Source organism: Gordonia sp. DT30, assembly GCF_049844915.1.
Taxonomy (GTDB): Bacteria; Actinomycetota; Actinomycetes; order Mycobacteriales; family Mycobacteriaceae; genus Gordonia.
Window position 1 is genome coordinate 1 of the sequence record NZ_JBNCLY010000035.1, and the last position, 13,672, is coordinate 13,672.

Genomic DNA, 13,672 nt, shown 5'->3' on the forward strand with positions numbered 1-13,672 from the left:
GGTGCCCGTACAGTTCGGCGGAAAGAGTGGTGGTGTCGTCGATCATGGATTCCCCCCTGGATGATCTTGCGATAGGTCCAGTGTAGCAGAAGATATGTTCGACGCGCAAGTGTTCGACGATTGATTAACAAGTGCGGCAACCGGTTTCGTCCCACCAGTGAGCAGTTGTCACAGCGGTGAACGGCTTTCCCAGCGGTGAACAGCAGTCACGCCGTCCGGTGCGCGCAACATGGCCGGCCGGCGCAGGCAACTCAGCGCATCAAGCGCCGCATTGCTTGTCGTGTCATGAATCGACGCGGCCAACCCCGCGGCCCGGCGGTGGCAAGCGCCGCGCGCGCCGCGTTGTTGCCACACGCTCCGTGCACGCCACCGCCGGGATGGGCCGACGCCCCGGACAGGAACAGACCGGATACCGGCGTGATCGCCCCGCCCAGACCTGGCGTCGGACGAAAGATCAACTGCTGGAACAACTGTGCGGTGCCGCCGTTGACCGCTCCATCGACGAGGTTGGCGTCGGCCGTCTCCAGGGAGCGCGGGGTCTGCACATGTCGGTCGACGATCAGCTCGGCGAAGCCGGGCGCATGGCTTTCCACGACTTCGTCCATGCGCTGGGCCAGCACTGCGGCGGCCTCGTCGTCACCGACTCCGCGTGGCAGATGGCTGTAGGCCCAAGCGCTTTCGGTGCCTTTCGGAGAGCGGGTGGCATCGGCGGTGGTCATCTGACCGAACAGCAGGAACGGGTGATCGGGGATTCGGCCCGTTTCGATGTCGGCGGTGGCGTGGTTCGCGTTGGCCAGGTCGGCGCCGAGATGCACGGTGCCGGCACCGGCGAGGTTCGTGCTCGTCCACGGAATGGGTTGCTGCAGAGCGTAATCGATCTTGACCACCGGGGTGTCCCAGGTGAAGTTCGCAAGGTCGGCCAGGACCCGGGCGGGCACGTCCGCGGGTGTGAGCAATCGGGTGTAGAGCGCAGGCGCCGATACATCGGCGAGCACCGCCCGTCGTGCCGAGAATCGCCGTCCGTCGACGGTGGTGACGCCGGTGGCGCGGCCGTTGTGTACCTCGATCCGGTCGACGCGGGCGTCGCAGACGATCTGGCCGCCCGCCGAGGTCAAGCGGCGGGCCAGCGCGCCGGACAGTTCGCCGGAACCGCCGACGGGTACGGGGTAGCCGACGTCCTGCGCGAGCATCGTCAGCAGGTATCCCATCAGCCCGCTACCCGGAGCATCGAGCGGGATGTCGGAGTGCAGTGCGTTGCCCACGATCAGCAGCCGGGCGCGGTCGGAGCGGAACAGTTCGCGGACCATCTGATTGGCTGGCAGCACAAAGAACCGGGCCAGCCGCAGTGCTTCGGCAGTGCCGGTGGCACGGAGCAGCGCGCGCAGCCCGCGCATCGGCGGGAACGGGCCGAACAGGGTATCGAGGACGCCTGCACGGATCGTCGCCCAGTGTGCGGTCAGCTCGAGCCAGGTACGCCCGTCCCGCTCGTCGTAGGAGGCAAGGTGTGCGGCGGTGTCGGCGGCGTCCGGATACACCACGGCGGCATCGCGATCCGCCGAACCGTTGGGATGACCGAATGCCAGGGGCGCCGCACTCCACCGCAGCCCGTGGGCACCGACTTCGAGGTCGGCGAGGGCAGGGGACGCGACTGCGAGCGGGTAGAAGGCACTGAACGAGTCGGTGACGTAGCCGGGTGTGAGTTCGGTGCTGCGAATCGCGCCGCCCACCTCGGTGGCCGCCTCGAGCACGGTCACGTCCCACCCGGCGTCGGCGAGCCGGATCGCGGCGACGAGGCCGTTGTGACCGCCACCGACGACGATCGCATCTGACACACCCACCGACACCATCCCCTTTCGGCCGGGATCACCGGCGCCCAACGGCGTCGAGTACCCACCTGCCGGAAGAGTAGTCGCGTCTGAATCATCGAAACGTGGTCAGTGCCTGCTCGGGCTGACCTCGATCCGGCATCCCCGGTCGGGATTGCCCTCGCCCAGATGTGGGTATCCGGTGACGAGGGCGCCGAATGTGGCGTCACCCCGGTTGGACACCTACCGGTCGACACGGACAGGAGATAGGCGATGCCGAAGACCACCGAGCAGGGCACCCCGAAGGAATCGGAGCTGCCGAGCACGATTGCGCGTTCCGACGACAAGGCGCAGCGCACATTCGCCGAGACGCATGATTCGGCGCTGAACGAGTACCACTCGGAGGAACGTGCGCACCGCGTCGCCTACGCGGCGCTCAAGCATTCCTACGAGAAGGTCGGCGACCACTGGGAGGCCAAGAAGACGCGCGGTCCGTCCGACGACCGCGCGCGCAGCGGCGGACCCGACGCCTCGGGTTCGAGCGCCGAGGGAGTCGACGCCAACGCGAGCAAGCAACACCTCATGGACGTCGCCCGCGAACTCGACATCCACGGCCGGTCGTCGATGAACAAGGGCGAACTCGTCGATGCGATCGAGAAGGCCAATCGGCGGGCCACCGCGCGGAGCCGGTCGTGAGCCGGTCGTGAGCCGGACCCGAATTCAGGAGTGGCGGTACACCTTCACCGCCGCGGCGATCAGCGGGAACTGCAGCGGCAGCCGACCGATCGCGATCGCCTTGTAGATGGCTGGTCTGCGCCACCAGAGCCGCACCATGTTGATGTTGGCGGGATAGACCGCGACGAACAGCGCCGCTGCCGCGCCGGCCGCAGGCCGTCGGGTCGCCGGGGCGAGAAGTCCTGCGCCGATGGCGACCTCGGCCACCCCGGACGCGTAGGTGAGCGTGCGTTTGCCGTCGGGCAGCGCGTCGGGTACCACCTCGTCGGGGATGAGCTGGTCGAACGGTTTGGGCACCAGGAAGTGCAGGGTCCCCATCGTCAGCAGCATCGCCGCGAGCGCACGGGCGACCTGGGTGGGGGAGAAGCGTTTGAGCACGTCAGAACTCGATTCGTAGTCGGTCAGAGGTGGGGTGGGCCTGACAGCCGAGGATGTAGCCGTCCTCGATGTCTTCGGGGTCGAGGGCGCCGACATTGTCCATCTCGACCGTACCGTCGGTGAGAGTGCAAGCGCACGAACCGCATTCGCCCTCCTGGCACGAGTACGGGGCGTCCAGCCCGGCGTCGAGCATGATGTCGATGAGGGTGCGTCGGCGTGGCCACGACAACTCGTGGGTCTGCCCGTCGAGTTCCACCTCGACCGTAGCGGCGTCGGCCTGCTCGGCTTCGGTCACCTCGTCGAGGACGAGGTCGGCGAACGGATCGCCGGCGAGGGAGTTGTAGACCTCGGCATGCACGTCGTGATGGGCGAAACCGGCGGTGTGCAGGGCCGCGTGGACGGCCTCCATGAAGGCGCCCGGACCGCACATGTAGGCCGCGTGCCCGGGGAACGCAGCGAAGATCGTGGCCAGTGCCTCGGTGGACGGCAGGCCCTGCAGGGTCTCGAGCCAGTGGATGACGACCAGCCGGTCCGGGTGGGCCGACTGCAACTCGCGCAGCTCGCCGGCGAAGATGACGTCGTCGGCGCCGCGGTTGGCGTAGAAGAACACCACCCGGCCGCGGCCGGCGGCCAGCGCGGTCTTGAGAATCGACATCACCGGGGTCACGCCACTGCCGGCGGCGATGAGCAGCAGGGGCTCGTCGAGTGAGCGTGGGGTGAACACGCCCGACGGCGGCAGCGCCTCGATCTGCGATCCGGCGGCGAGGTTGTCACACACCCAATTCGACCCGTAACCGTCTACCGTCCGTTTCACGGTCACCTTGGGCAACTCCTCGCCCGCCGGGGAGGACGCCAGCGAATAGCAGCGCGCCACCGAGCCGGTCTGCTCGCTCGGGATACGCAGGGTGAGGAACTGGCCCGCCCGGTAGTCGGTGAAGGCCTCTTTGGCGCTCTCCGGGATGTCGAAGACGATCGACCGGGCATCGGGTGTCTCGTCGATGACGTCGGCCACGGTGAGGATCACGCTGCGAGAGCCGTGTGGCGTCAGTGCGGTCATGTCCGAAGGTCTCCTGGAGCGTCGGGGTGCATTCCAACAAAATTAGAACACGCAAAATTAGAACACGTTCTACTTTGAGCCTAGCCGAAGAACACGGTGGGCCGGGCTCGACGGTGCCGCGTCCAGGGTAATCGCCGTGGCGGGCACTTCTGGGTCCCGGTCGGCGGCCGAGCGCTCGACGCCGGCGCTCAGTGCAGGGCCGCGACACCGTTGGCGAGGACCCGGCAGCCGGCGCGGATCAGCTCCTCGAGATCGGCATCGGCGTCGGCAAGCCATTGTTCGTAGGCGGCCAGGGCGGTGCCCAGACACATCCACCCGATCGTCTGGGGCAGGTGATCGTCGTCCGCCAGTCCGAGCCGATGCGCGCAGAACTCGGCGATCACCTGCCGCCAGTCGGCGTACATCAGCATCGAATGTGCTTGCAGGCTTGGGACTCCGAGCAGAAGTTGCATCCGTCGGCGATGGCTGTCGAGCATGGGGTCGGGGACCGCGTTGAAGGCGATCAGCGCGCGCGTGACGGCCTCGGCGATGGGTAGGCCGGCGGGGATCTCGGCAAGCATCGCACGGAGATCGTTCAGGTGCGCGTCGAAGTCACCCCACGGGATGGCGTTCTTCGACGGGAAGTACCGGAACAGGGTCCGACGTGCCACGCCGACGGCGTCGGCGATGTCGTCGACGCTGGTCTCCTCGAAGCCGACGGTGGTGAACAGGTCGATGGCGATCGCACTGATCTGTGCGCGCGTGGTCCGCGGCCGGCGGCCGGATGCGGTGGCGTTCTCGGCGCTCATCAGGCCTCTCTGTGCGTTCTACCTGTCCAGTCGGCCAGGATTCGGGGGTGGGGTTTATTTCTGCACTCGGTGCCACTACAGTAACTCGTGATCCACATCACTACCCGAACAATAGGAGGTCTGGATCATGGCCGATCACACAACCACGGCGGCTCAGGACTTGTCGGCTCCGGCCGAGGCCGAGTCGGAGCTCGTCAGCGAGTCCCTCGTCGAAGAGGTCTCGATCGACGGGATGTGCGGGGTCTACTGATGTCCACCCCGACATCTGCTCCGGTTGCCGGCGGCCGCACCTCCGCGGTCGCCGGCAACCGGCGCGACACCGACGTCCACACTTCTGGGTCCTTCGCCACCGATGCGGCCTGGGAGCTCAATCCTCAAGTGGCGCTGCGCCCGGAGCCGTTCGGCGCGCTGCTCTATCACTTCGGCACCCGCAAACTGTCATTTCTGAAGAACGTGCCGGTGGTCGGGATCGTCCGGTCCCTCGCCGAGCACGACACCGCCGACGCGGCGCTCGCGGCGGCGGGGATCGGCGCAAATGACCGGGCCATGTATGTGCAGGCACTGGCCGCTCTCGCCGACTCCGAGATGATCCGCCGGCGCTGAGAGCCCCTAGCGCACAGAACGTCCCGACCGCCCCGAACGTCCCGACACCCTCCAGCCCAAGGAGAAGCAGATGACCACACTCGAGTTGCCGCCCACCGCAACCGAACTCGCTGCCGCTTCGGTGACGCGGCCGGCGGCGCCACCGAAGGTCGGCCGACTCGTCGATCAGTTCGAGAAAGGGCTCGACGCCCCGATCTGTCTGACCTGGGAGCTGACCTACGCGTGCAACCTGGCCTGCGTGCACTGCCTGTCGTCGTCGGGTAAACGCGACCCGCGTGAGCTCTCGACCGAACAATGCAAGGCGATCATCGACGAGCTCTCGCGCATGCAGGTCTTCTATGTCAACATCGGCGGCGGGGAGCCGACGGTGCGCCCGGACTTCTGGGAACTCGTCGACTATGCGACCAGCCACCAGGTGGGAGTGAAGTTCTCCACCAACGGTTTACGCATCGACAAGAAGGTCGCCGCCCGGCTGGCCGCGTCGGACTACGTCGACGTGCAGATCTCGCTCGACGGCGCGACGGCGGAGGTCAACGACGCCGTGCGCGGGCCCGGCTCCTTCGACATGGCGGTGCGCGCGCTGGAGAATCTGCACGAGGCCGGTTTTGCCGACGCCAAGATCTCGGTGGTGATGACGCGGCAGAACGTCTCCCAGCTCGACGAGTTCAAGGCGCTCGCCGACCGCTACGGTGCCACCCTGCGCATTACCCGGCTGCGTCCCTCCGGCCGCGGCGCCGACGTGTGGGATGACCTGCACCCCTTGCCCACTCAGCAGCGTGAGCTCTACGACTGGCTTGTCGCGCACGGCGAGAACGTGCTGACCGGCGACTCGTTCTTCCACCTGTCGGCGTTCGGTGGGGCCGGCGGGGGCGGGCTGCCCGGCCTGAACCTGTGCGGGGCGGGCCGCGTGGTGTGCCTGATCGATCCGGTCGGCGATGTCTACGCCTGCCCGTTCGCCATCCACGAGAACTTCCTCGCCGGCAACATTCTCGACAATGGTGGCTTCCAAGAGATCTGGCAGCACTCGGAGCTGTTCGGTGAGTTGCGTGAACCGCAGAATGCGGGGGCCTGTACCAAGTGTGCCCACTTCGACGCGTGCCGCGGCGGCTGCATGGCGGCGAAGTTCTTCACCGGGCTGCCACTCGCGGGTCCCGATCCCGAATGTGTCCAGGGCTTCGGTGAGCAACTGCTCGCCGGCGACCGCACCACCCCGACCGCCAACAAAGACCATTCGCGCGGCACGCCGCTGACGCTGATGACCCGACGCGACGACGGCGAGCTCACACCGATCGGTGCCCCGCCGTCGAAGAACTGTGATGAGAACCCGCTGGCCGGGTTCTCTCTGTAGCCGCACCGGCAGATAGGTAAACGATAATGGTCACCAATCCCTGGGCCCGTAATCCCTGGTTCGAATCCGTTCACGAGGCGCAACGCCGCGCCAAGAAGCGACTGCCGAAGTCGGTGTACTCGTCGTTGATCGCCGGTACGCAGGCCGGCGTGACCGTCCGCGACAACGTCGATGCGTATTCGGAAATCGGGTTTGCCCCGCACGTGATCGGTGCGCAGCCCGAGCGAGAACTCGCGACCACGGTGATGGGGCAGGAGTTGCCGTTCCCGGTGCTGATCAGCCCCACCGGGGTGCAGGCCGTCGACCCCGACGGTGAGGTCGCGGTGGCACGTGCCGCGGCGGCACGCGGCACGGCGATGGGGTTGTCCAGCTTTGCCTCTCATCCGATCGAAGAGGTCACGGCGGTCAACGACAAGATCTTCTTCCAGATCTACTGGCTCGGCAGCCGCGAGGAGATCCTCGAGCGTGCCCTGCGCGCGAGGGAGGCCGGGGCCAAGGGGCTGATCGTCACCACCGATTGGGTTTTCAACGTCGGCCGCGACTGGGGCAGCCCGGAGATCCCGGAGAAGGTGGACGTCAAGGCGTTGCTGCGGCTCGCGCCGGAGATCGCGGTCAAGCCGCGCTATGCGATGGACTGGATTCGCGACGGCAAGATCAACATTCCGGACCTGACGGCACCGAATGTGTCCAAGGGCAAGGGATTACCCGGACCGACGTTTTTCGGTGCCTATGGGGAGTGGATGAGCACCGCACCGCCCACGTGGGACGATCTGGCCTGGCTTCGCGAGAAGTGGGGCGGTCCGTTCATGGTCAAGGGTGTCACCCGCCTCGACGACGCCAGACGCGCCGTCGACATCGGTGCGACGGCACTGTCGGTGTCCAATCACGGCGGCAACAACCTCGACGGCACCCCGGCCACGATCCGGATGTTGCCGGCAATCGCCGACGCGGTCGGTGACCAGATCGAGGTCCTGCTCGACGGCGGTATCCGCCGCGGCAGCGACGTCGCCAAGGCGGTGGCGCTCGGTGCCCGCGCCGTGATGATCGGCCGGGCGTATCTGTGGGGGCTGGCCGCCAACGGTCAGGCCGGCGTCGAGAACGTGCTCGACCTACTCCGCATGGGTCTTGACGGCGTGGTGATGGGCTTGGGCCACAAGAGTGTTCACGAACTCTCCCGGGACGACCTGATCATCCCCGACGACTTCACGCGCTCCTTCGGCGACGCCTGAAACCGAGCGCGCTCAGACCTTGGAGTTGCCCATGTCGATCTGGAACTGTGAGCCCGTGACGGCGCGTGCCTGCGGGGAGGTCAGGTACAGCACCGCGTCGGAGATGTCATCGAGTGACGCAACCGGGAAGTGATCCAGCATCGAGATGAAATACCTTGTGTATTCGCCCATCTCGAAGATCTTCAGGGCCGAGGGATCGGCGACACCCATCGGGGTATCCACCGCGTACGGGTGGATGGAGTTGACCCGGATGCGGCGAGGGGCGAGTTCTTTTGCCACCGTCTGGGCCAGTCCGGTCAAGGCGTACTTCGACGCCGAATACGCCGCCTGCACCGGCATCGCCTTGAGTCCGGCGACCGAGGCGATGACGACGATCGATCGGTTCTCCGCGTCGGTGTCCAACAGTGCGGGGATGGTGGCGCGCAACGTCTTCCAGGTGCCCACGACGTTGACGTCGACGACGTCGGTGAATTCCTGTTCGGTCAGCTCCCACGACAGTCCCCACGAGAGGATCCCGGCGTTGGCGATGACGTGGTCGATGCGGCCGAACTGCCGGACCCCGTCGGCAACGAGCTGCTCCTGGAACGCCAGGTCGCGGGTATCGCCTTGGCGGGCTAGGATTTTCCCGCCTGCTTCCTCGACGAGGCGGATGGTTTCGGCGAGGTCGTCGCCGGTTGCCGCGGGGTAGGTGATGTGATCGGCGACTTCTCCTGCGATGTCAAGGCCGATGATCGACGCACCCTCACGGGCAAAGCGGAGGGCGTGGTTACGTCCCTGGCCACGGGCGATGCCGGTGATGTAGACGACCTTGCCGTCGAACTGTCCCATGGGCAAAACTGTAACACGTTCTACTTCAACGTGACGGGTAACCGAGGATGCGCTGACGGCGGGTCAGTCGACCCAGAGATCGGCCGGATCGGTCGCCTGCCGAGCCGGGCCGGCGGGCGTGGGCGGGGTGGTCCGCGAGAAGCGTGGTGCCACCTGCGCCTGCATGACCCCGTCGATCTCGACGAGGTTGCTGCGGGCGGCCATGTGGGGGTCGGCCGGAGCCTCGGCAAAGGTCAGCACCGGCGACGTGCAGGCGTCGGTGCCCTCGAAGATCTCGGCCCACTCGTCGCGGGTGCGGGTGGCGAAGGTGTCGGTGAAGACCTGCTTCAGCCGGGGCCAGTTCGCCATGTCGTTCTGCTCGGGCAGGTCGGTCTCGGTGAGTCCGAGGCCCTTGATGAGTTCGGCGTAGAACTGCGGCTCGATCGCGCCGACCGCCATGTACCTGCCGTCGGAGGTTTCATAGACCTCGTAGTAGGGCGCGCCGGTGTCGAGGAGGTTCACGCCGCGCTCATCCGACCACAATCCGGTGCCACGGAATGCCCACATCATCTGTCCGAGAACGGAAGCCCCGTCGACCATCGCGGCGTCGACGACCTGGCCGCGGCCGGAGAACTGACGCTCGAACAGTGCGGCGAGCACGCCCATGATCAAGAACATCGAGCCGCCGCCGAAGTCGCCGGCCAGGTTGAGCGGCGGCACGGGACGCTCGCCGCGGCGACCGATCGCGTGCAGTATGCCGGTGAGCGAGATGTAGTTGATGTCGTGGCCGGCGCGGTCGGCGCGCGGGCCGTCCTGGCCCCAGCCGGTCATGCGCCCGTAGACCAGGCCCGGGTTGAGCTCGGCGACGTCGTCGGGACCGAAGCCGAGACGTTCCATGACGCCCGGCCGGAATCCCTCGAGCACGACGTCGGCCTTGCCGATGAGGCGCCGGACGGTGTCGCGATCGGTCGGATCCTTGAGGTTCGCCTCGACGACGCGGCGTCCGCGCAGCAGCGCGTCGGCGTTGCGGCCTTCCGGGGGGAGTGTGCCGGGGCGTTGGACTCGGATGACATCGGCACCGAGGTCGGCCAACATCATCGCCGCATGCGGACCGGGGCCGATGCCGGCGAATTCGACTACGCGCAGCCGATTCAGCGGTCCATTCGTGGCGCCGTTCGCTGTCGGTTCAATGGTCATGGGCGTCCCTCCCTCGACGGGTGTCGGTTGTGTTCTGCGACACAGGTGCGCTCCAGGATTGCACAACCGATCGAGCGCTCGTACAAGTGGTCGGAAACTGCCGGATTCGGGTCGGTCAATTGCCGTCGACCGGGTTACCGCGGCGGTCCGAGCGCATTACACTTGCTCGAATGGTGCGACCGGCGGCGTTGGGGCAGTACGCGTCGCCGCAGGTTGCAGATTCTGAAGTCACCCTGCTCGTGCCGGTCGGGTCGGTGGAACAGCACGGCCCGCATCTCCCACTCGATACCGATACCCGGATCGCGGTGGCGGTGGCCGCGGGTACCCGGAGCGCCCTGTCCGATCCTGCCCACTACGTCATCGCGCCGGAGATCGCCTACGGGGCGAGCGGTGAGCACGAGGGCTTTGCCGGGACGATCTCGCTGGGGCAGGAGGCGCTGGCCGGCCTCCTCATCGAATTCGGCCGCAGTGCGTGCCGGTGGGCGCGTCGAATCGTCTTCGTCAACGGACATGGCGGCAATGTGGCGACGTTGGCCACCGCCGTGCGCACATTGCGATATGAGCGGCGTGAGGTCACCTGGTATGCCTGTGCCTTCCCCGGTGGCGACGCACACGCCGGACATACGGAAACCTCTATCCTGCTGCACCTTTCACCGGAGTCGGTACGCATCGATCGCCTTGAACCCGGCAATTGTGAACCGATGGGTGTATTGATGGGGGCCATGCGTTCGGGCGGGGTGGTGGCGGTGAGCGAGAACGGAATCCTCGGCGATCCGCGGTCGGCGACCGCCGAGCATGGTGCCGACCTACTCGGCGGGGCGGTCGCCGACCTCGCCCGGGCGGTCGCGGGATGGACTGTCGACGACGGGGGGAGGCTGCGGTGACGATAACCGAGTGGGTCGCGCAAACGGTACCGGACGGCAGTGATGCGGGATTGCCGGATGGTTTCCAGGTCCAGATCGACATGCGGTGCGCGCGCCGCGGAGATCTTCGATATCTCGTCGGCGGGTCACCCACCCGGATGCTGCGGCTCGGTGACACCGCCCTGGGCATGACATCGGCGGATGGCCGAATCGAGGTGTGTGACGCCGCCACGCGGAGCCTGTCACGCACGCTGCTCGAGGCGGGCATCGCCCACCCGCGACCCATGGCGGGGCCAACGCCGGACGATGTCACCATCGTGATCCCGGTGCGCGACAACCAGTTCGGCGTCGACCGGTTACTCGCCGCCGTCGCCGGGACGCGCGTCATCGTCGTCGACGACGGCTCCGCGGTACCGCTCACCGCGCAGGGGGCGCTCGTCGAATTGATCCGCTTCGAGCACAATCGTGGGCCGGCGGCGGCGCGCAACGCCGGGGCGGCGGCCGCCACGACCGACTTCGTCGCATTCCTCGATTCCGACGTGGTACCCGAGCCGGACTGGCTGGTGATGCTGCTGGCCCACTTCTCCGATCCACTGGTGGCGCTGGCGGCGCCGCGCATCGTCGGCTTGTCGGCGCACCCGCACGAGGGACGGCAGTCGATGGCCGAGCGGTACGAGAACGGGTATTCCTCCCTCGACATGGGTCCCGCCGAGGCTGCCGTGGCACCTGGTACATCCGTACCATACGTGCCCAGCGCGGCAATGATCCTGCGGCGCAAGTCGTTCTGTGGATTCGATGAGGACCTGCGGGTCGCTGAGGACGTCGATCTGTGCTGGCGGCTACACGAGACGGGGTGGCGGGTGCGCTACGACCCGGTTGCTCGGGTCGCCCACGATCATCGGACGAATATGCGCGAGGTGCTCTCCCGCCGCCGCTACTACGGCACCGGTGCCGCGTTTCTTGCGCAACGGCACGGCACGCGGGCCGCGCCGATGGTGATGACCGCCTCGATGGGGGTGGCCGTGGCGGCGCTGCTGTCGAGGACCACGTTCGGTCTCGTCCTGGCCTTCCTCGTGCTGGGCCGGACGGCGTATCGGCTGCGGAGCCGGCTCGGTGACCTACCCGACGCCCCGGTGGCGGCGGCCCAGATGACGGGCCGCGCTGCCGGGTATGGGTTAATGCAGGCGGCCGGGGCGATCTGTCGGCACTATTGGCCGGTCGCAGTACTACTTGCCTTGGTGTCTCGGCGCTTTCGATGCCTGGTCATCGAGGTCGCGATCGCCGAAGGGCTCATCGAATGGGTGCGGGCCGTGCTGGCCGATACCACCCGTGAACCGGCCATCGGGCCGTTCGCCTACCTGCTCTGCCGACGCCTCGACGACCTCGCCTACGGTGCGGGTCTCTGGGAAGGTGTTGTGCGCGAACGCGATCTCGGCGCATTGCGTCCGGTCGTGACACGCTGAGGTGCGCTCGCCGGACGTCAGCGGATCGGAGCATTCCGACGTCGTCATCGTCGGGGCGGGCAGCGCCGGATGTGTGCTTGCCGAGAAGCTGAGCCGCGACGGCGCCCGGTCGGTGCTGCTGCTCGAGCAGGGGCCGTCGTTTCCCGACGTCGGTATCCGCGATCTGCGCCGGCTCCCGGTCGGGGCCGATTCACGATATGTGACGACGATTCCGGAACGTTCGGGTCAGGTCGTGGTGCGTGGGCGTGGGCTCGGGGGATCGTCGGCAATCAACGGCGGCTACTTTCTGCGTTGGCACGACACCGATTTCGCCGGATGGCCGGCCGGCTGGGACCGCGGCACGGTCGAGTCCGCCTACCGTGAACTCGACGATCCCGACGGCACCATGTCGGTGCGTCCGGCCGCCGATGCCGAACTCGGCGCGGCGGCATCGGCCTTCGAATCCTTCTGGTCCGCACGGGTACCCGTGCGCGACGTCGCACACAGGTGGCCGATCGTGGGACTCAATCGGGTCCTGGGCAACCACCTCGGCGGACTACGGATGACCGCCGCCGAGGCATACCTGCGCCCTGCGGCCGGCCGGCCGAACCTGCGGGTGGTCACCGGCGCCCGCGTCGGCGAGCTACTTGTCCGCGGGCGCACGGTCACCGGCGTCCGGACCGTCGGGGGCGCCGACATCTCGGGCGGAGAGGTGATCCTGTGCGCCGGGACGCTGGGCACGGCCGAACTGCTGTTGCGGTCGCCGCAGGGTGCTCTCCGCGTCGGTCAGACGGTGCGGGTCGGCGAACACCGGGAGATCCAGGTCGGTTATGGCCGACGCGGCGTCGAGGAACTCAAGCCGCTCCTGCAGACCGTCGTCCACACCGACGACGGCGTCGAGATCCGTTGCTATTCCGATGATTTCGACCGATACATCTCGGGCGGAGCGGGGGGTCGGCCGGTGATCGGGATCGCCGGGATGACGCGTGCGGGCCGCGGCGAGGTGACCTTGGGGGTGGTGGGCCCGGGGGTGGTGGCCCCGGGTGGGGTGATCCCGGCGGCGCGCGGTGGGCTGCGCCTGTCGCTCGCTCCGCTCGACCCGGCCGATGCCGCCGCGATGTGGTCGCGAGCAGATGACGTCGCAGATATGTTGGCGTCCACGGAATTCGGCGATCTGGTCGTCCCCGGATCGATCGTCATCGACCCGGTGATCCGCACCTCCCAGCACGCCTGGGGCTCCATGCCGATGGGCGAGACCACCGACGGGCTCGGTGCGGTCGACGGGGTGCGGGGACTGCGCATCGTCGATGGATCGATCCTGCCTACTCCCGGACGCAGTGGGCCACATGCCACCACCATGATGATGGCCTGCCGGATCGGGGATGACTTGGCAGCCGGCGATCACGCGTGACGGATACCC

At 67.5% G+C, this 13,672-nt stretch carries 14 protein-coding genes; 8 read left to right on the forward strand and 6 right to left on the reverse strand.

Translation table 11 applies throughout. The features are described from left to right. Window positions 1-251: 251 nt before the first annotated feature. Window positions 252-1,847, reverse strand: coding sequence for a phytoene desaturase family protein (locus ACLQ3C_RS20545; protein ID WP_425706975.1), 1,596 nt, complete (start codon window positions 1,845-1,847; stop codon window positions 252-254). Between the two features lie 231 nt (window positions 1,848-2,078). Here ACLQ3C_RS20545 and ACLQ3C_RS20550 point away from each other — a divergent pair, with 231 nt between their 5' ends. After that, window positions 2,079-2,501: a ChaB family protein gene (locus tag ACLQ3C_RS20550; RefSeq protein ID WP_425706954.1), complete on the forward strand. Its 423-nt coding sequence runs from the start codon at window positions 2,079-2,081 to the stop codon at window positions 2,499-2,501. Window positions 2,502-2,525: 24 nt separating this feature from the next. On the opposite strand, the gene ACLQ3C_RS20555 is transcribed toward ACLQ3C_RS20550, so the two are convergent. The 3 genes from ACLQ3C_RS20555 to mftR form a co-directional block, all read right to left on the reverse strand. Beyond that, window positions 2,526-2,918, reverse strand: a complete 393-nt coding sequence (locus ACLQ3C_RS20555; protein ID WP_425706955.1) for a DoxX family protein — start codon at window positions 2,916-2,918, stop codon at window positions 2,526-2,528. Between the two features lies 1 nt (window position 2,919). Beyond that, complete coding sequence (locus ACLQ3C_RS20560; protein ID WP_425706956.1) at window positions 2,920-3,975, reverse strand: 2Fe-2S iron-sulfur cluster-binding protein; 1,056 nt, start codon at window positions 3,973-3,975, stop codon at window positions 2,920-2,922. Between the two features lie 188 nt (window positions 3,976-4,163). Continuing rightward, complete coding sequence (gene mftR / locus ACLQ3C_RS20565; RefSeq protein ID WP_425706957.1) at window positions 4,164-4,763, reverse strand: mycofactocin system transcriptional regulator; 600 nt, start codon at window positions 4,761-4,763, stop codon at window positions 4,164-4,166. Between the two features lie 127 nt (window positions 4,764-4,890). On the opposite strand from mftR, the gene mftA reads away from it, so the two are divergent. The 4 genes from mftA to mftD all read left to right on the forward strand — a co-directional run bounded on the left by mftA (window position 4,891) and on the right by mftD (window position 7,943). After that, window positions 4,891-5,013: a mycofactocin precursor MftA gene (gene mftA / locus ACLQ3C_RS20570; protein ID WP_425706958.1), complete on the forward strand. Its 123-nt coding sequence runs from the start codon at window positions 4,891-4,893 to the stop codon at window positions 5,011-5,013. Continuing rightward, window positions 5,013-5,366 carry a mycofactocin biosynthesis chaperone MftB gene (gene mftB, locus ACLQ3C_RS20575; RefSeq protein WP_425706959.1) on the forward strand — a complete coding sequence of 118 codons (354 nt, stop codon included), beginning with the start codon at window positions 5,013-5,015 and terminating at the stop codon, window positions 5,364-5,366. The genes mftA and mftB overlap by 1 nt, the downstream gene beginning before the upstream one ends. Before the next feature lie 70 nt (window positions 5,367-5,436). Further along, window positions 5,437-6,714 (forward strand): mycofactocin radical SAM maturase, encoded by a 1,278-nt coding sequence (gene mftC / locus ACLQ3C_RS20580; RefSeq protein WP_425706960.1) that lies wholly within the window; start codon window positions 5,437-5,439, stop codon window positions 6,712-6,714. Between the two features lie 26 nt (window positions 6,715-6,740). Further along, complete coding sequence (mftD, locus tag ACLQ3C_RS20585) at window positions 6,741-7,943, forward strand: pre-mycofactocin synthase MftD (RefSeq protein ID WP_425706961.1); 1,203 nt, start codon at window positions 6,741-6,743, stop codon at window positions 7,941-7,943. 12 nt (window positions 7,944-7,955) lie between these two features. On the opposite strand, the gene ACLQ3C_RS20590 is transcribed toward mftD, so the two are convergent. Further along, on the reverse strand, window positions 7,956-8,771 hold the full coding sequence (locus tag ACLQ3C_RS20590) for a mycofactocin-coupled SDR family oxidoreductase (RefSeq protein ID WP_425706962.1): 816 nt from the start codon (window positions 8,769-8,771) through the stop codon (window positions 7,956-7,958). A 63-nt stretch (window positions 8,772-8,834) separates the two neighbouring features. Further along, window positions 8,835-9,947 carry a CaiB/BaiF CoA transferase family protein gene (locus tag ACLQ3C_RS20595; RefSeq protein WP_425706963.1) on the reverse strand — a complete coding sequence of 371 codons (1,113 nt, stop codon included), beginning with the start codon at window positions 9,945-9,947 and terminating at the stop codon, window positions 8,835-8,837. Window positions 9,948-10,117: 170 nt separating this feature from the next. Here ACLQ3C_RS20595 and mftE point away from each other — a divergent pair, with 170 nt between their 5' ends. From mftE to mftG, 3 genes are read left to right on the forward strand one after another with little or no spacing between them, the layout of a single operon-like run. After that, complete coding sequence (gene mftE / locus ACLQ3C_RS20600) at window positions 10,118-10,831, forward strand: mycofactocin biosynthesis peptidyl-dipeptidase MftE (RefSeq protein WP_425706964.1); 714 nt, start codon at window positions 10,118-10,120, stop codon at window positions 10,829-10,831. Then, window positions 10,828-12,273: a mycofactocin biosynthesis glycosyltransferase MftF gene (mftF, locus tag ACLQ3C_RS20605; RefSeq protein WP_425706965.1), complete on the forward strand. Its 1,446-nt coding sequence runs from the start codon at window positions 10,828-10,830 to the stop codon at window positions 12,271-12,273. The genes mftE and mftF overlap by 4 nt, the downstream gene beginning before the upstream one ends. A gap of 1 nt (window position 12,274) precedes the next feature. Then, window positions 12,275-13,663: a mycofactocin system GMC family oxidoreductase MftG gene (gene mftG / locus ACLQ3C_RS20610; RefSeq protein WP_425706966.1), complete on the forward strand. Its 1,389-nt coding sequence runs from the start codon at window positions 12,275-12,277 to the stop codon at window positions 13,661-13,663. Window positions 13,664-13,672 lie beyond the last annotated feature (9 nt).